General features: G+C 61.2%; 19 protein-coding genes. 10 read left to right on the forward strand and 9 right to left on the reverse strand.

The window, feature by feature from the left end; translation table 11 throughout:
• Positions 1–164: 164 nt before the first annotated feature.
• Entirely contained in the window at positions 165–686 is a 522-nt protein-coding gene (locus VOI21_RS12520) for a single-stranded DNA-binding protein (RefSeq protein WP_323770234.1), read from the reverse strand.
• 149 nt (positions 687–835) lie between these two features.
• On the opposite strand from VOI21_RS12520, the gene VOI21_RS12525 reads away from it, so the two are divergent.
• Both VOI21_RS12525 and VOI21_RS12530 read left to right on the forward strand, forming a co-directional pair.
• Complete coding sequence (locus tag VOI21_RS12525; protein WP_323770235.1) at positions 836–1,447, forward strand: lytic transglycosylase domain-containing protein; 612 nt, start codon at positions 836–838, stop codon at positions 1,445–1,447.
• 160 nt (positions 1,448–1,607) lie between these two features.
• Entirely contained in the window at positions 1,608–2,504 is an 897-nt protein-coding gene (locus VOI21_RS12530) for a hypothetical protein (protein WP_323770237.1), read from the forward strand.
• A 197-nt stretch (positions 2,505–2,701) separates the two neighbouring features.
• Here the strand turns inward: VOI21_RS12530 and VOI21_RS12535 are convergent, their stop codons facing one another.
• From VOI21_RS12535 to miaA, 7 genes are all read right to left on the reverse strand, one after another.
• A complete protein-coding gene (locus VOI21_RS12535) occupies positions 2,702–4,117 on the reverse strand; it encodes a hypothetical protein (protein WP_323770240.1) in 1,416 nt (471 codons plus the stop codon).
• Positions 4,118–4,182: 65 nt separating this feature from the next.
• Complete coding sequence (locus VOI21_RS12540; RefSeq protein WP_323770242.1) at positions 4,183–6,270, reverse strand: ABC transporter ATP-binding protein; 2,088 nt, start codon at positions 6,268–6,270, stop codon at positions 4,183–4,185.
• Between the two features lie 102 nt (positions 6,271–6,372).
• The gene (locus VOI21_RS12545) at positions 6,373–7,824 is read right to left on the reverse strand and encodes an ABC transporter permease (protein ID WP_323770243.1); all 1,452 of its coding nucleotides are present in this window, start codon (positions 7,822–7,824) and stop codon (positions 6,373–6,375) included.
• A gap of 10 nt (positions 7,825–7,834) precedes the next feature.
• Positions 7,835–8,971, reverse strand: coding sequence for an ABC transporter permease (locus VOI21_RS12550; protein WP_323770244.1), 1,137 nt, complete (start codon positions 8,969–8,971; stop codon positions 7,835–7,837).
• Between the two features lie 135 nt (positions 8,972–9,106).
• Positions 9,107–10,777 carry an ABC transporter substrate-binding protein gene (locus tag VOI21_RS12555; protein WP_323770245.1) on the reverse strand — a complete coding sequence of 557 codons (1,671 nt, stop codon included), beginning with the start codon at positions 10,775–10,777 and terminating at the stop codon, positions 9,107–9,109.
• A gap of 253 nt (positions 10,778–11,030) precedes the next feature.
• Positions 11,031–11,885 (reverse strand): AraC family transcriptional regulator, encoded by an 855-nt coding sequence (locus VOI21_RS12560; RefSeq protein ID WP_323770246.1) that lies wholly within the window; start codon positions 11,883–11,885, stop codon positions 11,031–11,033.
• Positions 11,885–12,790: a tRNA (adenosine(37)-N6)-dimethylallyltransferase MiaA gene (gene miaA / locus VOI21_RS12565; protein WP_323770247.1), complete on the reverse strand. Its 906-nt coding sequence runs from the start codon at positions 12,788–12,790 to the stop codon at positions 11,885–11,887. The genes VOI21_RS12560 and miaA overlap by 1 nt, the downstream gene beginning before the upstream one ends.
• A 110-nt stretch (positions 12,791–12,900) precedes the next feature.
• On the opposite strand from miaA, the gene pyrH reads away from it, so the two are divergent.
• The gene (pyrH, locus tag VOI21_RS12570) at positions 12,901–13,680 is read left to right on the forward strand and encodes a UMP kinase (RefSeq protein WP_323770248.1); all 780 of its coding nucleotides are present in this window, start codon (positions 12,901–12,903) and stop codon (positions 13,678–13,680) included.
• Positions 13,681–14,107: 427 nt separating this feature from the next.
• Here the strand turns inward: pyrH and VOI21_RS12575 are convergent, their stop codons facing one another.
• A complete protein-coding gene (locus VOI21_RS12575; RefSeq protein WP_323770249.1) occupies positions 14,108–15,040 on the reverse strand; it encodes a GlxA family transcriptional regulator in 933 nt (310 codons plus the stop codon).
• 172 nt (positions 15,041–15,212) lie between these two features.
• On the opposite strand from VOI21_RS12575, the gene frr reads away from it, so the two are divergent.
• The 7 genes from frr to bamA all read left to right on the forward strand — a co-directional run bounded on the left by frr (position 15,213) and on the right by bamA (position 22,769).
• Positions 15,213–15,776, forward strand: coding sequence for a ribosome recycling factor (gene frr, locus VOI21_RS12580; protein ID WP_323770250.1), 564 nt, complete (start codon positions 15,213–15,215; stop codon positions 15,774–15,776).
• A 247-nt stretch (positions 15,777–16,023) separates the two neighbouring features.
• Positions 16,024–16,749, forward strand: coding sequence for an isoprenyl transferase (locus tag VOI21_RS12585; RefSeq protein ID WP_323770251.1), 726 nt, complete (start codon positions 16,024–16,026; stop codon positions 16,747–16,749).
• Positions 16,746–17,534, forward strand: a complete 789-nt coding sequence (locus VOI21_RS12590; RefSeq protein ID WP_323770252.1) for a phosphatidate cytidylyltransferase — start codon at positions 16,746–16,748, stop codon at positions 17,532–17,534. Before VOI21_RS12585 ends, VOI21_RS12590 begins: the two co-directional genes overlap by 4 nt.
• Positions 17,531–18,706, forward strand: a complete 1,176-nt coding sequence (dxr, locus tag VOI21_RS12595; protein ID WP_323770253.1) for a 1-deoxy-D-xylulose-5-phosphate reductoisomerase — start codon at positions 17,531–17,533, stop codon at positions 18,704–18,706. The genes VOI21_RS12590 and dxr overlap by 4 nt, the downstream gene beginning before the upstream one ends.
• A gap of 14 nt (positions 18,707–18,720) precedes the next feature.
• A complete protein-coding gene (gene rseP, locus VOI21_RS12600; RefSeq protein WP_416358974.1) occupies positions 18,721–20,064 on the forward strand; it encodes an RIP metalloprotease RseP in 1,344 nt (447 codons plus the stop codon).
• Between the two features lie 85 nt (positions 20,065–20,149).
• Positions 20,150–20,281, forward strand: a complete 132-nt coding sequence (locus VOI21_RS12605; RefSeq protein WP_281256095.1) for a hypothetical protein — start codon at positions 20,150–20,152, stop codon at positions 20,279–20,281.
• A gap of 103 nt (positions 20,282–20,384) precedes the next feature.
• On the forward strand, positions 20,385–22,769 hold the full coding sequence (gene bamA / locus VOI21_RS12610) for an outer membrane protein assembly factor BamA (RefSeq protein WP_416358975.1): 2,385 nt from the start codon (positions 20,385–20,387) through the stop codon (positions 22,767–22,769).
• The last annotated feature ends 7 nt before the right edge of the window (positions 22,770–22,776 follow it).

Raw genomic sequence — 22,776 nt, forward strand, 5'->3', positions numbered from 1 at the left:
AGATAAGGTCTGATCGGGGCGCGCGCCAGCGGATGCGGGGCAATGCCGCGTTCTGGCAGCGCGGAACCCCGCCGTGCAAAAGAAAACGCCTGACGGGCGGGGCTGCCGCGTCAGGCGTTCGGGTCTTTGCGCGTCATCGGTTTTGACCGATGCGCTGTTTGTTTTTAGAACGGGATTTCGTCGTCGATGTCGCGTGACGGTGCCCGCGATGGGCCAGAGCCGCCACCCGATCCACCCCCAGAGCCGCCGCCATAGCCCGGATCGTCATAGCCGCCGCCACCATAGTCACCGCCGCCGCCGGAATAGCCACCACCACCCCCGCCGCCGCCTTCGCCGCGGCCGTCGAGCATCACCAATGTGCCTCCAAACCCTTGCAGCACAACCTCTGTCGAATAGCGGTCCTGCCCGGACTGGTCCTGCCACTTGCGGGTTTGCAACTGGCCCTCGATGTAGACCTTGGAGCCTTTGCGCAGGTATTGCTCGGCCACGCGCACCAGACCCTCTTGGAAAATCGCGACCGAATGCCATTCGGTCCGCTCTTTCCGCTCGCCTGTGTTTCGGTCCTTCCACGTCTCAGAAGTGGCGATGCGCAGGTTGCAGACCTTGCCGCCGTTCTGGAAGCTGCGCACTTCGGGGTCTCTCCCGAGGTTGCCCACCAGGATCACCTTGTTCACGGAACCGGCCATGTCTTTCCCCTTCGAATCTTTCAGCGCGTGTTTGCCGACCCTATACCAGCCTTGGAACCGGGCGGAAGGGGCGCGCCCTGAGCACTGGCGAAAAACTGAAAAATGGGTATAGTCTCGGCCGTAACAAAGTGACCGAGGGGAATAGTGGCATGGTGCGATGGGGAATCCGCGCGATCGGTTTCGGGCTTTCGCTTGGGGTAATTGCGGGCAGCGCAGGTGCCGACGTGTTGTCGACCAAAAACAGGTCGGTCCTGTTCTCCAGCCAGACCAAGGTTCTGGATAACCGCGCGGCCCAACAGTACAAAAGCTCTGTCCGCCTGCAACCTCCCAAGGTGGTGACACCCACCAAGTGGGGGACCGGAACGGATGGGGATCTGCCGGTTTACCGTGGCCGATACAAAGGCGAATATGTGAACATGGCCCGCGTGGCTGCGCGAAAACATGGCGTCCCCGAAGACCTGTTCTTGCGTCTGGTGATGCAGGAATCACGATTCAATCCCAAGGCAAAGTCGCACAAGGGCGCAATCGGTCTGGCGCAGTTGATGCCCGGAACCGCCGCGCTGCTTGGGGTCAATCCAAATGATCCGCAGCAAAACCTTGAAGGCGGGGCACGCTATCTCAAGCAGCAGTACGCAAAGTTCGGCAATTGGCGTCTGGCGCTGGCGGCCTACAATGCCGGACCCGGCGCGGTGATCAAACATGGCGGCGTGCCGCCCTACCGCGAGACAAAGAATTACGTGAAGAAGATCTGGGGCAGCTGACCCTTTAGTCGCGCCGGATTTGGTGTGGCTTAAACCTTGGTTATGGCTTTGCTGTCAGAATGATCGCCGTGGTCGCCGGTAACGCGGGAACGGTGGTATGGTGTTTTTCATTTTCTGGTCTGTTTGCCGCGTTTTGCGGTCCGCGGCTCTGGCCGTCGTGATGGCTATTGTCGTTGGGGTTCTGCCGATGTCTGCACTGGCGCAGTCGTGCCAGGTGCCACCTGAACTGATGGCCGTTGCGCGGACGCTTGCGGCATTGCCGGTGGATGTCGATGAGCTGCCTACGGCGATGTCGGATCGACTGGGCCAACAGATGCTGTCCATCTCTGAGGCGCGGATACTGAACGTCCTGCGGGATGGCAGGCTGGACAGCATCGCCCCCGTCGCAGTCGATGTTCTGGCCGAGGCAGAGCGTTTGGCCGGTGGCGCGGCCTATCAACCGGCGCGTCTGGCGTCGCTGCTGCGGCGGTTGGATGAGCAACGTACACTGGCCTGCGAAGATAGCGGCAAATCGATCTTTCAACGCGGCCAACAGGGACGCGACGGCGGTTTCTTCTCCGAAAAAGGGCTGAACTGGGCCGAAGTCGGCAAGCGGGCTGAAGAAGAAAAGCTTTTCGCCGCCGGGGCCGTCGTGGTCGCGATGGCTGGGTTCATTTCACTCCTCGTGCTGGTCGACACCGGATACCGCTGGATCATGGCCTTGCTTTACAACCGAAAAGCGTGCCGGGTTCCTGCGGATATCAAGGTTGGCAGTTGGGTCATCGAGGGTTTGGTTATTACGCTGGGCAAGGGCGGGTGTCGCTTTCACCCGTTGAACACCCTTGCCTTCGATGAGGCGCTGATGGACTTGCGCGGTAGCGTCTCAACGCTGGTTGTGGAGGAGTTCGAATTTCCGGTGCATTGCGGCAGCATCCATGAAACCGTTGTGGACTTCCGTTTCGACAAGCCGATCACAATCAAGACCCAGCGCGAAATTCTCAAATTCTCGACAATTTCACCTTTCTACATTCGCAAGGCGCGTGATGGCGGGACCAAGGCCACGCGACGCCTGATCTGAATAATCCAGCCATACGGCAGGAAGACCTCCCTTGCCCCGTCAGGGCAGGGTCTTGTCCGGCTTGTTGCAATGCCACCGGCATGTGCCTTCTTCGGTCCCGATGGTATGTGGCGCAATTACTGGAGCCCGCTTGAGCTGTGTTTCAGCAGGGTCGCCCGCACCTTTGTTTCAGACAGAACGCCAACAGTTTTTCTCGTTCAGTAGTCCAGGTATCTGGCGCTGGCGTAACCGCTGTTCCCCTCAGGCGTCTGGATGCGAAACCACATCCAATCCGTATCGATACAGGATTGCAGCGCGTTGCTGTCAAAGGGACTGCCAAATTCCGCCTTTTCGCACAATGCCATGCAGGCCTGATGGCGCGGGTGCCTGAAATCGCCAACTGGCGCGCTGGACACTTCATAGGTGCTGCCAAGCGGCAGTTCGGCCACACGCTGTGCGTCATGGGACATGACCTGCCGCAGCGAGGTGAAATTCTGCACGTTGATCACCCGCGCACGGCCCGAAGACGACCTGCAGGCATTGTCCGACAGTGCACGGGCTATCTCACCTGTGCCGCGTGTGGCCTTGAGGTCCAAAAGGGTTGTCGCGGCGGGCAGCAGCCCGGCAGGCGGAATTATCGGCCAGCGACCTGGCGCGCCGCTGCCTTGCAAGCAATCGTCTGGACCAACCTGCGCCGACAGGTTTTCACGGTAGCCGCAAAGCACCGCTTGCGGGCTACCCTGGTAACTGCCCCGAAGACCGACTTCGCAGGCATACGTCATCATACCGGAGAAATCGACGCGGAACCGTTGCCCATCGGCAAATCCGTCTTGCCCCTGCGCCGCGTCGACCCTGTGGCTGTAGCCATCCGGCTGATAGGGCAATTGATCCTGTTCCAGCCGTGCGGACCAGCCGGTCATGTTCTGGCAAGCGTAGACCATGCCCTCGTTCGTCAGTTGCGGCGGGGTGAAGCCGAACAAGGCGATGTCCCACCGCCCGGCCTTGTTCACCGTGTCGATTTCAAAGAAATCCTGCCCCTTGTGCTGTAGCATTGCCTCCAGCAGGTCACCGTCCACAAATGGGCGCGGTGTATCGGGACGGGGACGCGCGGCGAGGGCGAGAAAATTCAGCGTTGCCTCGATGGCAAGGTCAAAGGCGGCCTCGACATCGTCCACGCTGTAGTCGCGGGTGCGATCCAGTGTCAGATCCGGCTGGTGAAACCCCAGACGTCCGCCCACATGCAGGCGGCGATTGGTCAGGGCGACGGATTCGTGCTGATGCGCCGTCCCAAACATAAAGATCAGCGCGCAGGCGGACAGACATTCGGCACCATCGTCGATGATCGTTCCGATGCGGTTGTCCAGCACATAGCGCGCCAGTTCCAGCCCGCTGGACAGGCTGCCACCGGGGCTGTCCAGACAGATCGCGGCCCAACTACCATCTTCGAAATTCGACCACCAGATCGGTATGTCCATCGGCGCGGCGCGCAGTTTCTCTACGTCTCCGGGGGCGATTTCCCCCTCAAGGGTGACGCGGCACAGACCGGCTTTGCCAGGGGTGATCCGGGCAGCTTGTGCCGTATTCGCAACGGCAACGGCGACAAGAAAGCCGACAAGCCAAAAGACATAACGCATCATTCCCATCCTTCACAGAAATCACAGGGGGCGTCCCGAGGGGGCAGCCCGCCGGTGTGGTTGGCCTATTCTGCTGCGATCTTGATCACCGGCTCCATACTGCCAAATTCCTCGTCCGAGAGGTGGCATTTGATCTGGTGACCACCGTCCATGACGCGCACTGGCGGCACCTCTTTTTCGCACAGACCTCCGGCAACTTTGTCTTTCCAGCCGCAACGCGTCTGGAACGGGCAGCCGGGCGGCGGGTTCATGGCTGAGGGAATGTCGCCTTCCAGCACGATGTGCTTTTTCTTGACGTGGGTGTCGGCGATGGGCACCGCCGACAGCAGCGCCTCTGTGTAAGGGTGGTAGGGCGGTGAAAAGACCTGATCGGTCGATCCCAGTTCCACCACATGGCCCAGATACATCACCATGACCCGGTCGCTGAGATACCGCACGATCGACAGATCGTGGCTGATGAACAGCAGGGTGGTCTTCTGCTCGCGCTGAATTTCCATCAGCAGATCGGTCACCGCCGCCTGCACGGACACATCCAGTGCCGAGACCGGCTCATCCGCGACAACGATCCGCGCGCCGCCCGCAAAGGCTCGCGCGATGCCGACACGCTGCTTCTGACCGCCCGATAGCTGACGCGGCATCCGCTCGGCAAAGGCGCGTGGCAGCTTTACCAGATCCAACAGACGCAGCATTTCCTCGCGACGGTCATCGTCCGACGTGCCGTAGTCAAAGATTTCCAGCGCCCGCATGATCTGACGTCCGACTGTCATCGACGGGTTCAGCGTGTCGAACGGATTCTGGAAAACCATCTGCACGTCGGCGATGGTCTTGGTATCGCGCTTTTCGATCGGGGTGCTTTCGATATTGTGGTTATCCAGCAGGATTTGCCCGTCGGTCGCGGTTTCTAGTCCCATCAGCACTTTGGCAAAAGTCGACTTGCCGCAGCCGGATTCGCCCACGATGGCCAGCGTTTCGGATTCGCGTGCCTCGAAAGTCAGCGTCTCGTTGGCCTTGACCACTTTCTTTTCGCCGGAACTGCCGAACAGCGCGTTGGCGGACACCTCGTAATATTTCTTGAGGTTCTCCATTTTCAGGATCACCTTGCCCGGTTCGGGCTTGTCGGTGGATTTGACGTTCAGTGGCGGGGCCTTCCAATCGATTTCGTCAATGCGCAAACAGCGCGAGTTGTGACGGTCGTTGCCCGAGATTTTTGACATCGGCACGCGGTCGACCGCATCGCAGCGCCCGGCCTCAAAATAGTCGCAGCGCGGGCCAAAGTTACAGCCGTCCGGGCGCTCATGGGGCAGGGGGAAGTTGCCGGGAATCGCCACCAGCGGGCGCGCGTTCTTGTCGGCACCGGGCAGCGGGATCGACCGGAACAACGCCTGCGTATAGGGGTGCTGCATTTCATCGAAGACATCGACGATGCTGCCCGTCTCGACCGCCTCGCCGGAATACATCACGCAGATCCGGTCACAGGTTTCCAGCACCAGACCAAGGTTGTGGGAAATGAACAGCATCGAGGTGCCGTACTTCTTGCCCAGTTCCTTGACCAGTTCGACCACTGCCGCCTCAACCGTCACGTCCAACGCGGTGGTCGGCTCATCGAGGATCAACAACGCGGGTTCCGCCATCAGGGCCAGCGCGATCACGATCCGCTGTTGCTGACCGCCAGAAAGCTGATGCGGATAACTGTTGAGAATACGCTTGGGGTCGGGCAGTTTGACATCCGTCACCACCTGAAGCGCGCGCTCATAGGCCTCTTCCTTGCCGACGCCCTTGTGGATCATCGGCACTTCCATCAGCTGTTGGGCGATCTTCATGGCCGGGTTCAGAGAGGCCATCGGTTCCTGATAGATCATGGCGATCTGCGAGCCGCGTATTTCGCGCAACTCTTCTTGGCTCATCTCGTTCAGGTTTCGGCCCTTGAACTTGATGCTGCCGCCCACGATGCGCCCGTTTTTGCCAAGGTCCTGCATGACCCCCAGCGCCACCGTGGATTTGCCGCAGCCGGATTCGCCGACAAGGCCCACGGCCTCTCCCGGCATGACCTTGACCGAGAAATCCATCACCGCCGGGATTTCGCGCAAGCGGGTGAAGAAGGAAATCGAGAGGTTATCGATCTCTAGGATCGGCCCGTCATAGTCGTCTGTCATGTCACAGTGCTCCCTGTAGGAGAGGCCCCGACACGTTTTGCGCGTCTTCTTGGCCCAAATACTTTTCGGGGTCTGGGGACAGCGCCCCCAGACCAACCGTCATCAGTCACGCAAGCTTTCTTCGCGCAGCCCGTCAGCCAGCAGGTTCAAACCCAGAACCAGCGACAACAGCGACAGCGCGGGTGGCAGGGCAGGGTGCAGGTAGATCGACAGCAGCTTACGCCCCTCGTTGATCGTCGAGCCCCAATCCGGGCTCTCCGGCGGCAGACCCAGACCGAAGAAGCCCAAGGTCCCCAGCAGGATCGTGGTATAGCCAATGCGCAAGCAGAAATCGACGATCAGCGGCCCGCGCGCGTTTGGCAGGATCTCCCACAGCATGATGTACCACGGACGTTCTCCGCGGGTTTGTGCGGCGGCCACGTAGTCACGCGTCTTGATGTCCATCGTCAGGCCCCGCACGATGCGGAACACCGTGGGGGAGTTGACGAAGACCACCGAGACAAAGACCACCAGAACACCGCCCGGAATGTCGAAGAAATCGAGCGGCCAGAAAGTGATCCTCGATGAGGTCGGATCAGGGTTGTTGATCAGCGACATGTAGATCAGCGCCATCGGGACCAGCACAATCGCAAGGTAGAGATAGTCCTTGCTGGGCTGGGTGCGGTAACGCGAATGGATCAGCACCCCGGCAAAGATCAGCGGGAACAGGAACAGCACCACGGCCATGAACTGCGGCAGCCCCGTCGCCACGATTTCGGGCGTGACCAGCAGGTAGAACAGCAGGATCACCGGAAAGGCGAGGATGAGGTTTGCAACAAAGCTCAGCAACGTGTCGAGGCGCCCGCCATAGTAGCCTGCGGGCAGGCCCAGCGTGATCCCGACCATGAATGCAAAAAGCGTAGCCAAAGGCGCGATAGCGATGACGATGGTCGATCCGGCGACCACACGGCTAAAGATGTCCCGCGCAAGGTTGTCACCGCCAAACAGATACCACTGGAAATCAGCATCTTCGGCACCGCGCAGCGGTGTGCCGGGCACCTTGTTCTTCATTCCCGAGGCCTGACCCAGCGGATCATGTGTGGCGATCAAGTCGAAGAGACCGTAGAAAATCGCGGTGTAGACCCAGAACATGACGATGCCGAAACCGATCATGCCGATCATCGAGTCGAAGAGTTTGCCATACAGCCCCAGCCGCCGTTTGTAGCGGATGGAGGCGACATAGGTGGCGATCAGGGCGATCCAGACCGGCAGGAACTGCCGACTGATGCCGCCGACGATGCCTGCGCCGGTGCCAAGCAGAACGCCAAACACGATATAGGCCAGCACCAGCAGCAGCAGCGCCAGTCCCAGCCAGTTCACCAGCTTTGACGACAAGCCCCAGACGCCGCCGGTGGCCATGATTGTGCCGTCGGGGTTGGTCTGGATGCCAGTATCCGGCTCAAAGAAGGACAGAAGGATCCGCGCCACCACGGCGACCGCGAAGACGGGCACCAGAATGGTGAGGATCGGGTTCAGAATGCTCCCCAGGGAGCCGGTCCAGGTTAAAGGGTCCATGGATGCCTCCTCAGGTGACGCTGATGCGCGGGTTCAGATAAACATAGCCGATGTCGGAAATCAGCTGTGTCACCAGAACGACGAAAACCGAAACAACCGAGATCGCCAGCAGCATCTCGATGTCGTTGTTGCCCGCCGCGCGGACCAGTTCCCAACCGACGCCCTTGTACTGAAACAGCGTCTCGACGATGACGACGCCGTTCAAAAGCCACGGGAACTGCAACATGATCACCGTGAACGGCGCGATCAGGGCGTTTCGCAGCGCGTGTTTGATGACGATATTGCCGAAACTCACGCCTTTCAGACGGGCGGTGCGGATGTATTGCGCGGTCATGACCTCGGCCATCGATGCGCGGGTCATGCGCGCGATATAGCCCATGCCGTAAAGTGCGATGGTCAGCACCGGCAGAAAGAAATTCTCGAACGTCGCGTTGTCCATGGCGCTTGTGGCGGTGCCCTTGAACCATTTCAGGCCAACCGCGGACGAAGTGAAGATCGCGATGAACAAGACACCGGAGACATATTCCGGCGTCGCCGTTGTGGTGATCGAAAAGGTAGACAAGGAGCGGTCCAGCGCCGAGCCTTCGCGCATCCCCGCCAGCACACCGACGATCAGAGCCGAGGGCACCATCAGCAGCATAACGCAGAGCATCAGAAAGCCCGTGTTGCCGATCCGGGTTCCCAGCGCCTCGGCCACCGGGGCCTTGGCGACGGTCGACCAGCCCCATTTGCCTTGCAGGATGCCACAGAATGTCGGGGCCTCCTCCGGGTCAGCGCCGGGCAGGATGCAGCGCCCGCGCAGGACGCCATCGCGATTTACGCCGGTCCAGCCGGGATAGACGCCGATCCACTCTGCGTAATTGCGGAAGATGCGGACATCGAACCCGGAATTGACCTGCGCCGAGGCTTCTTCAAGGGTGATCTTGTCGGCGCGGTAGTCAGCCAGCATCTGTTCGTCCAGCGGCGAACGGTAGCCGTTGTTCGACAGCCATGTGGCGACCTCGATGTCCGTCATCCGAAAGTTGCCTTCGGATTTCGCGAGCTTTTCAAGGTTTGGATAGAGGTTCGTCATAACGAAGACGATGAACGTCAGGCATAGGGCGGTCAGTAGCATGACCCCCACGCGCCTGAGAATGAATAGACCCATAAAAGCCCCCGTTGGTGGCTGTGGACCGGTATTGTTCCGGTCGCTTTTTCGTTTTGCAATTGGCCGCAGGTAGCGCGCGGCCTGAGACGAAAAGGGCCGCGCGGTTGTCCGCGCGGCCCTTGGGTAGGCGCCTTGTCAGGCCTTGATCCCGAACTTGTAGATCTGGGGCAAGTCGGCGATGTGCTTTTCCACCCCGACAAGGTTGTCCCTGTGGTGGCGGATGGCGGTGCGCCAGTAGGGCTGAACCGTCACGCCTTCGTCGATCATGATCGCCTGCAACTTCGCCATCACAACGCGGCGCGCATCCGCGTCCGCGATGGAGTTGGCCTCTGCCAGCAGGGTATCGAACTCTTCGTTGGCAAAACCGGACTCGTTCCACGCTGCGCCCGACTTGTAGGCCAGCGCCAGAACCTGTGTGCCCAGCGGGCGGTGGTTCCAGTTGGTCGACGAGAACGGATACTTGGTCCAGTCGTTCCAGAAGGTCGACCCCGGCAGCACAGTGTGTTTGGCCTTGATGCCGGCATCGTTCAACTGCGCCACCAGAGCGGCGGTGGTGTTGCGGCGCCAGTCGTCGTCGATCGACTGCACCTCATGCTCAAAGTCTTCCATGCCCGCTTCTTTGATCAGTTCAAGCGCCTTGGCCGGATCATAGGGAAGGCGTGTCACCGACGGATCGTGCTCCGGGTGCATGGGACCAACGTGGCAGTTGTCCGCAACGATGCCGTAGCCCGCCATGCCCAGTTCAAGGCAGACGTTGTTATCGACGGCCATGGCCAACGCCTGACGCACGCGTTTGTCGCCGTAGATCTTGTTGCCATCGGCGTCTTCAGCCAGTTGGTTGGGGCGGATCACGATGGTAAAGCCCGAGGGGATCTCGGAACGTTCCAGGCCCAGGCTGTCGAAGATGTCGACAAACTCGCCGACCGACTCCCAGTTCATGTCGATCTCTTCGGCCTCGTAGGCGGCGATGAACGCAGCCGGATCGGTGCCGTAGTCGATGAATTCGATGCGGTCGATGTAGCCACCCTTGCCCGCGGCATAGCCCCACCAATCGTGGCCCTCGTTGCGGACCAGCACACCCTTCACGCCGACTTCGTGGCTTTCAGGCAGCATGAAACCGGTGCCAATCGGGTTGGCCAGCATGTTGTTCGCATCGTGGCTGCTGTGGACGATGGCGGCAGGATAGTCGGCCATGCCCGGGATCAAGGAGATGTCGGGCACATTTGCCGTCAACTTGACCGTGTGGCTGTCGACAACGGTGATCGCGCCGTCCGAGGCTTTCTTGGTGGTCTCGTCGATCAGCGACCCCATGCGGGCGGCCATCGAGTTGCCCTCGACTTCGCTTTCACACCACATGGCGATATTGCGGGCCACGTCTTCGGCGGTAAAGTCGTCGCCATTGTTCCACTTGACGCCTTTGCGGACGTGCAGCGTAAATTCGGTGGCGTCGTCGTTTGCTTCCCAGCTTTCCAGCAGCATCGGCCCAAACGAACCGTCGCTGTTGTACTCCACCAGATATTCCAGCCAACCGGCGGTAAAGGTGGCGATCTGGGTCCAGTCGTAGGTGCGCGGGTCCTTCAGGGCGCGCACTTCCATTTGATAGCGAATGGTGCCGCCCTGCTGGGCATGCGCCGCCGCTTCGGCGGGGCGCTGAAGGCCACCAATCATGTAGGCCGCAGCCGAGGTCACGCCAAGCGCGGTTGTGCGCGAAAGGAACTCACGGCGGTCGAGCAGGCCCTGCTTAAGTTCACGCGCGTACATTTTTGCAGCCGGGTGCACCCGCTGCAGGTTATCCATCGATGTCATTCTTGTCTCCCTGTGACACGTCTTGTTCAGCCGGGGGTCTTTATTTTTTGGCTCCTGAGCGGGTTTTTTTGGTTCACCCTTCGGCCATGCCCCTCACTGCATGTCATTCCGCACGAGAAGCCTTGTCCCGTCAACGCCCGCTTTCGCCCTTTTGGGGTTTGAAAGCGACATCTACCTTATTCAAAAGCGACATGGGCGGATGTGCAAGTCACTTCCAAGGCACCGCTACAGAATTTTCAAGGATCTGCCCCGGTTACCGTCGGCTTGTCAGGTGTTGGGTCGCCGCGCGCAATGCGGACGGCGACTGCCCGGTGTGACTCTGGATGAACCGGGTAAAATAGGCTGGAGAGGTGAAGCCCAGCGACCGCGCTACCTCTTTTACTGCCGGTTTTGGGCTTTCCAGCGCGATCCGGGCGGCATGCAGTTTGCGTTCAGTCAGGATGTCGGCGGCGGTTTTGCCGCAACAGACACGACAGACGCGGCTGAGGTGGGTCGGTGTGACATCCAATGCCTCGGCATAGTGTCCCATGACCTGCGGCTTGCGAAAATCCTGCGACACGGCCCGCGCATAGCGCCGCACCAACCGCTGCGCGGCGCTTTCGGGTGGGGAATCAGCCGCGCCCGCCTGTATCTGGCGATGCAACCAGACCGCGATCAGTCCGACATGGGCGGACAGCGCCTCTTGCAGCATGGCCCGGTTCTGCATCATTTCGCGGTTCATCGCGTCAATGGTGCCGGTCAGTTCAGCCTGTGCAAGGCTTTCACGGACCCGCAACAACACAGGTGCATGAGGCAGGTAGGGGCTCAGCCCGGCGGGGCTTTGCACCATAAGCGCCTGCGTGCCTTGTTGCATGTCGATGGCAAACAATGTGCCTGCGGGTACAAACAGCGCATTGTTCACCGAAATGCCGCGACGAATGCCGTTTACCACGACGCGGCCCTGACCTTTTGTCACCCACAGCACAACGTCGTCTTCGCGGTCGTGCAGCAGGGTGAACTTCCATGGTGCGCTTTGCAGTTCCATCGCGTAAGAGCCGCTGCGCACCGGGCCCTTTGGTTTCGGCGGCGCGGGCGGCATCGGGGTCCTGAGAAAGCCGGGACGCGACATCAGGCCAGCACCTCTGCGGTCAGTTGGGTCCAGTGGCCCATCCGGGCGCGGAACCATGTGCGCTGGCGCTTGGCGAACTGGCGGGTCAGAATCGTGGCGCGCTCAATCGCGCTTTCCAGAGGGATCTCGCCGTCCAGATAGGCCATCAGTTCCGCAGCACCTATGGCCTTGGCAGAGGGGCGGTCAGGGGTCCATCCGGGGCGATTGGCCCGTGCCTCGTCCAAGGCACCGCCCTCGATCATCTTGCGGAAACGGCTCTCGATCCGTGGGGTGAGCCAGTCCTTGGGCGCATCGACGACAAAGGCAGTGGCGCGGTCCAGCGGCAACAGCGGTGGCGGCGTCTCCTCCTGCCACGCGGCAATCCCGCGACCGGTGGCGCGCAGCACCTCCCACGCGCGGGCAACACGGGCCGGGTTGCGCAGGTCGATCCGGGCGGCACTCCCGGCGTCCAGCTCCGCCACCATGGCGGTCAGTCCGCGCGATGCCAACAACGCTTCGCCTTCGGCTCGGACCTGTGGCGGTGTGGCCGGGATCTGGGCCAGTCCTTCGGTCAAGGCCGTCAGGTAAAGACCTGTTCCACCGGTGAAAATCGGTCTTTCCGCACCGGGAAAAAGCGCGGCCACCTCGCGCAGCCAGTCACCCACGCTATAGGGCTGGTCGCCGGGCACATGGCCATACAGCGCATGCGGTGCGCGCGCCTCTTCCTCAGACGAAGGGCGGGCGGTCAACACGCGCCAGTCGGAAAAGACCTGAATCGCATCGGCATTGACGATCACGCCGCCCTGCGCCTCTGCGATGGCCAGCGCCAGCGCGGACTTGCCGCTGGCCGTTGGTCCCGCGATCAGCACGGGCCGATCCGGCGCGCAGGACGCAAGGCATGCCTCGATTGCCGATTTGTCACGCATTCCGCAGCCTGTCCCGGTGTCCCATGTCGCGTCCCGCTGGACCATTGCAGCCCAAGTGGTTTTCCGCCACATATGCGCGCAATCATATCCCCCCCACGACGGAGCGCAACATGACCGAGGCCAGCATCCCGCAAACCACTTACAAGCGTGTCATGTTGAAGATTTCCGGCGAGGCGTTGATGGGGGATCAGGGCTTTGGCCTGCATCCGCCTACCGTGCAGCGCATCGCCCGCGAGGTGAAATCGGTGCAGGAAATGGGCGTCGAGATCTGCATGGTGATCGGCGGCGGCAATATCTTTCGCGGGCTGGCCGGCTCCGCGCAGGGGATGGAACGCACCACTGCCGACTACATGGGGATGCTTGCCACGGTGATGAACGCGTTGGCCATGCAATCGGCGTTGGAGGGGGGCGGCGTCTTCACACGCGTGATCAGCGCGATCCGCATGGACGAGGTGGCAGAGCCCTACATCCGCCGCCGCGCCGTGCGCCACCTTGAGAAAAAGCGGGTCTGCATCTTTGCCGCTGGCACCGGCAACCCGTACTTTACCACCGACACCGCGGCAGCCCTGCGCGCCAATGAGATGGCCTGCGAGGCGATCATCATGGGCAAGAACGGCACCGACGGCGTCTATGACAAAGACCCGCGCACGAACCCCGATGCCAAACGATACGACAACGTGACGTTTGACGAGGTGCTGTCCAAGAACCTCAAGGTCATGGACGCCTCGGCCATCGCGCTGGCGCGGGACAACAACATGCCGATCATCGTATTCTCGCTGGATGAGCCGGGCGGTTTTCGTGGTATTCTTGCGGGGCAGGGCACCTATACCCGCGTCTCAGAAAAGGCGCCGCGTGCCCAGTTGGACAAACCCGGTCCGGCCCCGGCCTGAGGCACGGCTTTCCGAATCTGCCCAGTTTCAAGAACGACATCTCTGGCACATGGTCGAATACGCCCTTTGACGGTGTGCCTGACAGTTTCCGGCAACGCACAGCGCGCGGCCCCGCCTATCCCACATAAACGGCGCCAAGGTGTCGATTCGACCGGCCTGTGCCCCGCGCAGCGCATTTGGTGAGCCCAGCCGATCACCACCTCTTTAAATCCCTCGGACACGTGGCAAGGGCTTTGGTGAGTGACGTACAGATCCTAGGGCGAACTGCCGGGGTGCGGGCAGGAGGGCCGCCGGGATGGCATCGCGTTTCGAACGTGTCCGTATGCACTCGACCTTTGACGCCAACCCACCCTCACATTCCGGGAAGGGGGGGGGTGACGGGCGCACTGTGCCGTCCGGTAGATACGTCAACCTGCCTCATCAGGTTCTATCCCGCCCGACGCGCCCGCCGCTGGCTCCGCGGAGGCGCGCCAAAGCGGGCGCGGTAGCTGCGGGTAAAGGCAGAAGGCGAGGCAAAACCCGCAGCGCGTGCGACCTCCTGCACGGACAGTTCGGTTGTTGAGATCAGTTGCGCTGCCCGGTCCAAGCGCAGTCCGGTGTAGATTTGCGCCGGGGTCTGGCTCAGCCCCTTGCGGCAGCGCAGGCGTAGCTGTTTCGGGCTCAGCTCCAGTTCGGCGGCGACCCGTTCGACCGGAAGCGGGTTTTCGATATGCGCGGCCATGATGGCCTGCATCCGGTCCAGCAGGGGGTCGATCGCTTGCACCAACCTCTGCTGTGCCCCTGCCTGACCGATGCGGCCATGCGCCAGCGATTCTGCCACCCGCGCGGCCAGTGACGGGCTGTGCGCGCGCGCGATCCATGCCAGCACCGCATCTCCGGTGGCGATGCCGCCCGCAGTGGTCAACCGCTGCCTGTCACAGGAAAACGTGCCCTCTGTTATGGCGATGTCGTCACAGTCGGGAACCAGATCCGCCAATGCCGCCTGATCCAGCACCGCCGTGCGCCCGGACAGAAAGCCCAGCTTGGCCAGGATCAGGGCACCGCCGTCCAACCCTCCCAGCGTGGCCCCCGTGGCATCGGCGCGGTTGAGAAAGGCGCGCAGACCCATGGGCAAGGAGGTCAGCGGATCTTTCCCGGCACAGAGCAGCACAAGGTCAAAACCCTGCGCGCCATGCCAGTCGGGTTGATCCCCATGCATGGTGGTCCCGTCAGCGGCCGCCACCGGCGCGCCCGCCACCGTTCGTGTCTGGAACGTGAAAAGCTGCTGGCCCGCGCAATGGTTCGCCAGATGCAGTACCTCACGCGCCAGCACAAAGGTCAGCATCGGGAAACCGGGAAAGAGGATCAGGCAAACATGCATACACGACGAACCCAAGAGGCAGAACGCTGATGGTTTTGTCACGGCGGGGTTAAGGATCGGTTGCATCGGTCGGCGCGCCCGCACCGGCTTCTCTGGTCAAGGATGATTGATCTGCGGTAAAGGTCGGGCTAACCAATGCTACCCGAGCACAATTGATCAACGAGGGGCCAAGATGTCCGAAGATTTCGAACTCGATACCGCTGACCTGTCGCGCCGCATGGATGGTGCAATGGCGAACCTGCGCACCGAATTTGCGTCGCTGCGCACCGGGCGCGCATCGGCCTCGATGCTGGAGCCGGTTCAGGTGGACGCCTACGGCCAGATGACCCCGATCAACCAGGTCGGCACCGTAAACGTGCCCGAACCGCGCATGGTCACCATCAACGTCTGGGACAAGGGTTTGGTGGGCAAGGTGGAAAAGGCAATCCGCGAATCCGGCCTTGGGATCAACCCGCAGCTTAACGGCACCATCATCATGCTGCCGATCCCCGAACTGAACGAGGAACGCCGCCGCGAGTTGGGCAAGGTTGCTGGCCAATACGCCGAACACGCCCGCGTCTCGATCCGCAACGTGCGCCGCGATGGTATGGAACAGATCAAGAAGGCCAAGAACGACGGCATGAGCGAGGACGACCAGAAACTCTGGGAGTCCGAGGTGCAGGACATGACAGACACCTATATCAAAAAGGTCGACGAAGCGCTGGAGACCAAACAAGCGGAAATCATGCAGGTCTGAAACTCGGGCGGCAAATTGGCGTGGTGGGGAAGCGGGGGCGCAGGTTCCCGCTCAACAGCCTATCAAGTTGCTGTAGACCGTTGCCCTGTGGCTGCAAAGGTCTGCGTGCGATGCGCCATCGCCACACTGTCGCCTTTCCCTAAAGGCACACTTGGCTTAGTCACAGGCCGGTGTCGTTGCTTTGGATCGGCGGACATGTTGAATTAAGCGTGTAGATGCCGCGCATTTCGCCTTGGAAGGAAATTTGATGGCCAGACCGATGCTAGACACGATTGGTCCGAAACACGTGGCCATCATCATGGATGGCAATGGCCGTTGGGCGACAATGCGGGGGCGTCCGCGTCTTTTCGGGCACCACGCCGGTGCGCGGCGCGTGCGCGAAGTGGTAGAGGCGTGCCCGGATTTTGGCGTCAAGTACCTGACGATATTTGCCTTTTCCACTGAAAACTGGAAGCGCACGCAGGTTGAGGTCGCGGGCCTCATGAGCCTTTTCCGGCGCTACATCATGAAAGAGATGCAGGCGTTTGTTAAGGAAAACGTGCGCGTGCGTTTCATCGGTGATCGCGTTCGACTGGACGCCAAACTGCGCGCCCTGATGGACGAGGCCGAGGATTTCACCAAACATTGCACCGGCGTCAACCTGACGATTGCGTTGAACTACGGCGGCCGCGATGAGGTGGCGCGCGCGGCGCAACGGCTGGCGTTTGATGTGAAAGAGGGCAAGCTTGATCCCTCGGACATCGATCTGGAAACCCTGCCGCGTTACCTTGACACCCATGTGCTGCCCGACCCCGATCTGGTGGTCCGCACCAGCGGTGAGGCGCGGATTTCCAACTTTTTGCTCTGGCAGTCGGCCTATGCGGAATATGAATTTGTCGATACGCTCTGGCCCGACTTCGGAGCCGAGGAACTGGGGCGTCTTTGCGCCAAGTTCGGACAGCGTGACCGCCGTTTTGGTGCTGTCAAAGCATGAGTGAAAAGTGGCGTGACCTGCGGGTTCGCGGCTTGTCCGCGGTTGTCATGCTGGCCGTCGCGCTGGTCGCTTTTCTTGCGGGGCCGGGGGCTTTTCAGTTTCTGATCGCGGGTGTGACCGGGGTTATGATCTGGGAAATGTGCAACCTGCTGAAAGCTCGCCACCCGGCCTTGTCGGTTGTCGCGGGGGTGGCTGTCACGGCGATGTTCATCTGGATATTCCGGCTGGGCAAAGCGGATGTGCTGGAAAGCGTTCTGGTGCTCTTGGGCCTGTGCATCTTTTTTGCGCTGCTTGCGGGGCGCGGTTGGTGGATCGGCTTTCTTTATGGCGGGGCGGTTTTGTTATCGGGTCTGTGGCTGGCGGCCTTTGCGGCGCTTCAGCCCGGGTTGATCCTGATGCTGCTGGGGGTTGTCATCCTGACCGATATCGCCGGGTACTTTGCCGGACGCGCAATTGGCGGGCCAAAGTTCTGGCCGCGTGTCAGCCCAAAGAAGACGTGGTCCGGGATCGTTGCGGGCTGGGTTGTGGCGGCGATTCTTGCCGGGAGCCTTGCGGTGAACGCCGGTCTGCCGGTCACGATTGTTCTGACCTGGTCGGTAGTGGCGATGTTCCTGTCGCTGGCCTCGCAACTGGGAGACATCGCCGAAAGCGCGATCAAGCGGCGGGCGGGCGTCAAGGACGCCTCGGACCTGATTCCGGGGCATGGCGGTTTTCTGGATCGGTTTGATGGCATTGTCGGCGCGGCCACGCTGTTTATGGTCCTGAGTCTCTTGGGGACGCTGTGAGCCGCCGCATTTCTATCTTCGGCGCAACGGGATCGATCGGCCAAAGCACGATTGACCTGATCTTGCGGGATCGCGATGCCTATCGCACCGTTGCACTGACAGGAGGCGCGAACATAGGTCAACTGGCGCGGGATGCCCGCGCCTTGGGTGCTGAGATCGCCGTCACCGCGCATGAGGAACGGCTGGACGACCTGCGCGCGGCTCTTGCGGACAGTGGCATCGAGGCCGCCGCCGGGCGCGCTGCGCTGGTCGAGGCCGCGTCCCGGCCTGCCGATTGGGTCATGTCGGCAATCGTTGGCGCTGCCGGGCTGGAGCCGGGCCTGCGCGCGTTGCAGCAGGGGGCGACCCTGGCGCTGGCCAACAAGGAAAGCATGGTCTGCGCCGGTCCGCTGATGCTGCGCACCGCACGTGAACACGGCGCGCAAATCCTGCCGGTGGACAGTGAGCATTCGGCGGTTTTTCAGGCCCTGATGGGTGAGGACTTGGCGGCTGTCGAACGGGTCATCATCACAGCAAGCGGGGGTGCCTTTCGCGACTGGCCGCTAAAGGATCTGTCCCGCGCCACGCCTGAACAGGCGGCCACGCATCCCAACTGGTCCATGGGACAGCGGATCACCATCGATTCCGCATCCATGTTTAACAAGGCACTGGAACTTATTGAAACCAAGGAGTTCTTCGGCCTAGATCCTGCAAAAATCGAAACCGTTGTGCATCCGGAATCAATGATCCACGCGCTGGTAGGGTTTGCGGACGGTGCACTGATGGCGCATGTCGGTCCGGCGGACATGCGCCATGCGATCGGCTTTGCCTTGCACCATCCGGAACGCCGTTCCCTGCCGGTCGAACGGCTGGATCTGGTCAAGCTTGGGCAGTTCACCTTTCGCGCACCCTGTGAGACGCGCTGGCCCGCGCTGCGGTTGGCGCGCGAGGTCATGATGGCGGGTGGCTTGATGGGGGCGGTCTTCAACGCGGCCAAGGAACGGGCGCTGGACGCCTTCATCGATCACCGGATTTCCTTCACCGGCATGGCAGGCGTTGTCGAAGAGGTCTTGGCCAGCCTTTCGTCCCATGCGGGTCACAATGACGCCGGGATTACACTTGATATGGTGGCCGAGGCAGACCATTTGGCACGCATAGAGGCCGACGCGGTCATGCAACGAAAAACCTGGTAAGGGGAGCCCGCAGCTTGGACCCGATGACATTCATCCCGCAGTTCGGCGGAGCCCTCTGGACCGTGATCTTTTTCGTGGTTGCGCTATCGGTGATCATCGCGGTGCACGAATACGGGCACTACATCGTCGGCAAAAAATCCGGTATTTTTCCCGAGGTGTTCAGCCTGGGATTTGGTCCGGTCATCTGGTCGCGCGTCGACCGGGACGGCACCAAATGGCAACTCGCCGCGATTCCCTTTGGCGGTTACGTCAAGTTCCGGGGCGACGCGAACGCCTCTGGCGGCATCGACGAAGAGGCGGTTGAGGGGCTGAGCAAGGACGAGATGCGCAGCACCATGTCGGGCGCGCCGCTCTGGGCGCGTACGGCGACGGTGGCGGCGGGACCGCTGTTCAATTTCGCCCTGTCGATCATGATCTTTACCGGCGTCATCATGTTCCGCGGCGAACTGGCCGAGCCGTTGACGGTGGGCGATTTGCGCCCGCTACCAGTGCAGCAGGAACTTCAATCTGGCGACCTCATCCTTGCCATCGAAGGCACCCAACTGCCCGCGTCCGAGAATCGCGATGCGCTGGGGGCCTATTTCGACGCGCTGCCGCACCAGCCGACGCTGGACTACACCGTGAACCGCGACGGGCGTGAAATCACCGTAGCCGGGCCCTATACCTATCCGCCGCTGGCCACCCAGATTGCGCCGCGCTCTGCCGCCGGTGACGCCGGTCTGCGCGCCGGTGACGTGATCACCGCCGTGGATGGCGAAGAAATTTATGCCTTTGAGCAACTCAAAGAGCGCGTCGAAGGCTCTGAAGGGGCGACGTTGCAACTGACCGTCTGGCGCGATGGTGCGATTCTGGACAAGGAAATGACCCCCCGCCGGGTGGATGAACCGCAGCCGGGTGGCGGGTTTCAGACGTTCTACCGCATCGGAATCGTCGGTGGTGTGGCCTTTGAACCGGCGACAGAGGCGACGGGATTCGGGTCTGCACTGGGATCAGGCGTCTCGCAGGTGGGGCGGATCATCGAAGGATCGCTGTCCGGCCTGTGGCACATGGCCACCGGGGCGATCAGCACCTGCAACCTGTCGGGTCCAATCGGCATCGCTGAAACCAGCGGCGACATGGCCAGTCAGGGCACCACGAATTTCATCTGGTTCATCGCGGTCCTGTCGACGGCTGTGGGGCTGTTGAACCTCTTTCCAGTCCCTGTGCTGGACGGCGGGCATCTTGTTTTCTTTGCTTATGAGGCCGTGTCGGGCCGTCCGCCCAGCGACCGCGCGCTGAAGGTGCTGATGTCGATCGGGCTGACTGTTGTGCTTTCGTTGATGGTCTTCGCACTTTCCAACGATTTGTTCTGTCCTTGAGATAAATTCTCTCGGACACCGTCAAATTCCTGCCTGAATCATCCGGCATACCAAGGCTGCACTGACGCAACCGAGGACCGATTCCATGCACACGATTCACGCGGGCTATCGCAGCATGAGCTTGCTGGTGACCATTAACTGGGACCGGCTGCTGTATATCTCCACCATCGTCTTCGCCTTGTTTTTCGGGGGATGGCTGGGCCTGATGATGCACTAGTCGCCGTCAGGCGACAGTCGGCCAAATTCGCGCCTTCGGGCTTTTGACAAGCCACCGCATTCCCGATACCTACGACTCCGGGATGTCAAAGTGGATTGTGAAGATGGCAAAGGTCATTTCCGCGCGTAAAGCGCAGGGCCGTGCAACGGGTTATCACGTCACGAATGCGGGCAGGGCAGTCGCCCTGAGCCTCGCAGTCGCGATGGGGGCAGGGGTGGCGACCATCCCTGAAGTTGCCTTCGCGCAAAGCTATGTTTTCAACTCCGTCTCGATCGAGGGCAATCGCCGGGTCGAGCCGGGCACGATCCTGTCCTACGCGGGAATCGCGCGCGGAGACCGGGTTTCTGCTGCGGAACTGAATGACGCCTACCAGAGAATCCTTGCCTCCGGTCTGTTCGAGACCGTCGAGATCATCCCGCAAGGATCGCGTCTGGTCATCCGCGTCGTCGAATATCCGACCATCAACCGCATTGCCTTTGAGGGCAACAAGCGGATCAAGGATGAGGATCTGGCGAAGATTGTGCAGTCCCAGTCGCGCCGCGTGTTCAGCCCGCGAGTCGCCGAGGCAGACGCACAAGCGGTCAGCAAGGCTTATGAGGTACAGGGCCGTTTGGCGGCGCGTGTCTCGCCCAAGGTCATCCGCCGCAGCGACAACCGCGTCGACCTTGTGTTCGAGGTCTTTGAGGGCGGCGTCGCCGAGGTAGAGCGCATCGGCTTTGTCGGCAACGGGCAATATTCCGACAGGCGTCTGCGCCGCGTGCTGGACACCAAGCAGGCGGGCCTGCTGCGCGCTGTGATCCGCAAGGACACGTTCATCGAGGACCGTGTGGAGTTCGACAAACAACTCTTGCGCGACTTCTACGCCTCGCGCGGTTATGTCGATTTCCGCATCACCGGGATCAACGCGGAACTGAGCCAAGAACGGGACGGCTATTTCGTCACTTTCAACGTCGAGGAAGGTCAGCAGTTCAAGGTGGGCGAGGTCTCTGTGACCTCCGACCTGTCCGAGGTCGATGCCGATCTGTTTGCCAGCAGGATCCGTCTCAAGCGCGGCAAGGTCTATTCTCCCGCACTGGTCGAGAATGAGATTGCCCGCCTTGAAAAACTGGCGGTGAACGAAGGGTTGAACTTTGTCCGTGTCGAACCGCGCGTCACCCGCAACGACCGTGATCTGACTCTGGACATCGAGTTCCAACTGGTGCGCGGCGAGCGCATCTTTATCGAACGCATCGATATCGAGGGGAACACCACCACTTTGGATCGCGTCATCCGGCGCCAGTTCGAAGTTGTCGAGGGTGACCCGTTCAATCCGCGCGCCATTCGCGAAAGCGCCGAACGTATCCGTGCGCTTGGGTTTTTCAACAAGGCGGATGTGGATGCCCGCGAAGGGTCCAGCCCGCAGCAGGTGGTCATCGACGTGGACGTCGAGGAAAAACCGACCGGCTCGATCAGCTTGGGTGGGTCCTATTCCACGGCGAACGGCATCGGTGTCACATTTGCCTTTTCTGAAAAGAACTTCCTAGGGCGTGGTCAGTCCTTCAGCTTCAAGATCAGCAACGCCGCAGAATCGCAGCAATATGGCCTGCGGTTCGCTGAACCGGGGCTGTTCGGGCGCGATCTGGCTCTGGGGTTCCAGCTGGGCTATTCGGAAACCGATAACCTGAACGCCGCGTTCGACACGGTGACCGGCATCTTCCAGCCCTTCCTCGAATTCCCGGTGGCCGAACAGTCGCGTCTGCAACTGCGTTACACGCTGGATTACGGCCACATTACCGGGGTTGATCAGACCGCCACCGACATCGGCGGCGTCGTCAAGGCCGAAGCGCTCGAAGGTGAGCGGTACGACAGTTCGGTCGGCTACACCTATATCTTCGATTCGCTTGCAAAAGGTCTGGACCCCAACACCCGCTATCGTTTCGAATTCGGGCAGGATTTCGCGGGCCTTGGCGGCGACACCACCTTTGTCCGAACCAACGCCAAGGCCATCGCCCAGACCCGTGTCTGGAACGAAGAGGTGACCCTGCGTGCGACGCTGGAAGGTGGGGCGCTGACCTATTCCAAGGGCGACAGCCGGGTGACCGACCGTTTCCTGATCGGGCCGGACATCATGCGCGGCTTTACCTACGGCGGTATCGGCCCGCGTGAAATCGGCGGCAGTGTCGACGACTCGCTGGGCGGTAACTTCTACGCCGTGGCCCGGTTCGAGGCGGAATTCCCGCTTGGCCTGCCCGAAGAATACGGCATCTCCGGCGGCCTGTTCTATGATGTGGGGTCGGTTTGGGGGGTGAATGACGTTTCCAAGGCACAGGCGAAGGCAGCCGGTAACACTATTGTCTCCACCGGTTTCGATGCCCGCCATGTCATTGGCTTCTCGATCTTCTGGGACAGCGCGCTTGGCCCGCTTCGTCTGAACTTCTCCGAGCCTCTGGTGAAGAGAAAGTACGATGAGGCGCAGAACTTCAACCTGACGATCTCGACTCAGTTCTGAGGCGGAC

This window comes from Antarctobacter sp. (assembly GCF_034670325.1).
Lineage (GTDB): Bacteria > Pseudomonadota > Alphaproteobacteria > Rhodobacterales > Rhodobacteraceae > Antarctobacter.

What these genes read in the sequence shown, in the direction of transcription:
- VOI21_RS12520 (WP_323770234.1), bottom strand. Translation starts at nt 686, where the DNA reads ATGGCCGGTTCCGTGAACAAGGTGATCCTGGTGGGCAACCTCGGGAGA.
- VOI21_RS12525 (WP_323770235.1), top strand. Translation starts at nt 836, where the DNA reads ATGGTGCGATGGGGAATCCGCGCGATCGGTTTCGGGCTTTCGCTTGGG.
- VOI21_RS12530 (WP_323770237.1), top strand. Translation starts at nt 1,608, where the DNA reads ATGGCTATTGTCGTTGGGGTTCTGCCGATGTCTGCACTGGCGCAGTCG.
- VOI21_RS12535 (WP_323770240.1), bottom strand. Translation starts at nt 4,117, where the DNA reads ATGCGTTATGTCTTTTGGCTTGTCGGCTTTCTTGTCGCCGTTGCCGTT.
- VOI21_RS12540 (WP_323770242.1), bottom strand. Translation starts at nt 6,270, where the DNA reads ATGACAGACGACTATGACGGGCCGATCCTAGAGATCGATAACCTCTCG.
- VOI21_RS12545 (WP_323770243.1), bottom strand. Translation starts at nt 7,824, where the DNA reads ATGGACCCTTTAACCTGGACCGGCTCCCTGGGGAGCATTCTGAACCCG.
- VOI21_RS12550 (WP_323770244.1), bottom strand. Translation starts at nt 8,971, where the DNA reads ATGGGTCTATTCATTCTCAGGCGCGTGGGGGTCATGCTACTGACCGCC.
- VOI21_RS12555 (WP_323770245.1), bottom strand. Translation starts at nt 10,777, where the DNA reads ATGACATCGATGGATAACCTGCAGCGGGTGCACCCGGCTGCAAAAATG.
- VOI21_RS12560 (WP_323770246.1), bottom strand. Translation starts at nt 11,885, where the DNA reads ATGTCGCGTCCCGGCTTTCTCAGGACCCCGATGCCGCCCGCGCCGCCG.
- miaA (WP_323770247.1), bottom strand. Translation starts at nt 12,790, where the DNA reads ATGCGTGACAAATCGGCAATCGAGGCATGCCTTGCGTCCTGCGCGCCG.
- pyrH (WP_323770248.1), top strand. Translation starts at nt 12,901, where the DNA reads ATGACCGAGGCCAGCATCCCGCAAACCACTTACAAGCGTGTCATGTTG.
- VOI21_RS12575 (WP_323770249.1), bottom strand. Translation starts at nt 15,040, where the DNA reads ATGCATGTTTGCCTGATCCTCTTTCCCGGTTTCCCGATGCTGACCTTT.
- frr (WP_323770250.1), top strand. Translation starts at nt 15,213, where the DNA reads ATGTCCGAAGATTTCGAACTCGATACCGCTGACCTGTCGCGCCGCATG.
- VOI21_RS12585 (WP_323770251.1), top strand. Translation starts at nt 16,024, where the DNA reads ATGGCCAGACCGATGCTAGACACGATTGGTCCGAAACACGTGGCCATC.
- VOI21_RS12590 (WP_323770252.1), top strand. Translation starts at nt 16,746, where the DNA reads ATGAGTGAAAAGTGGCGTGACCTGCGGGTTCGCGGCTTGTCCGCGGTT.
- VOI21_RS12605 (WP_281256095.1), top strand. Translation starts at nt 20,150, where the DNA reads ATGCACACGATTCACGCGGGCTATCGCAGCATGAGCTTGCTGGTGACC.
- bamA (WP_416358975.1), top strand. Translation starts at nt 20,385, where the DNA reads ATGGCAAAGGTCATTTCCGCGCGTAAAGCGCAGGGCCGTGCAACGGGT.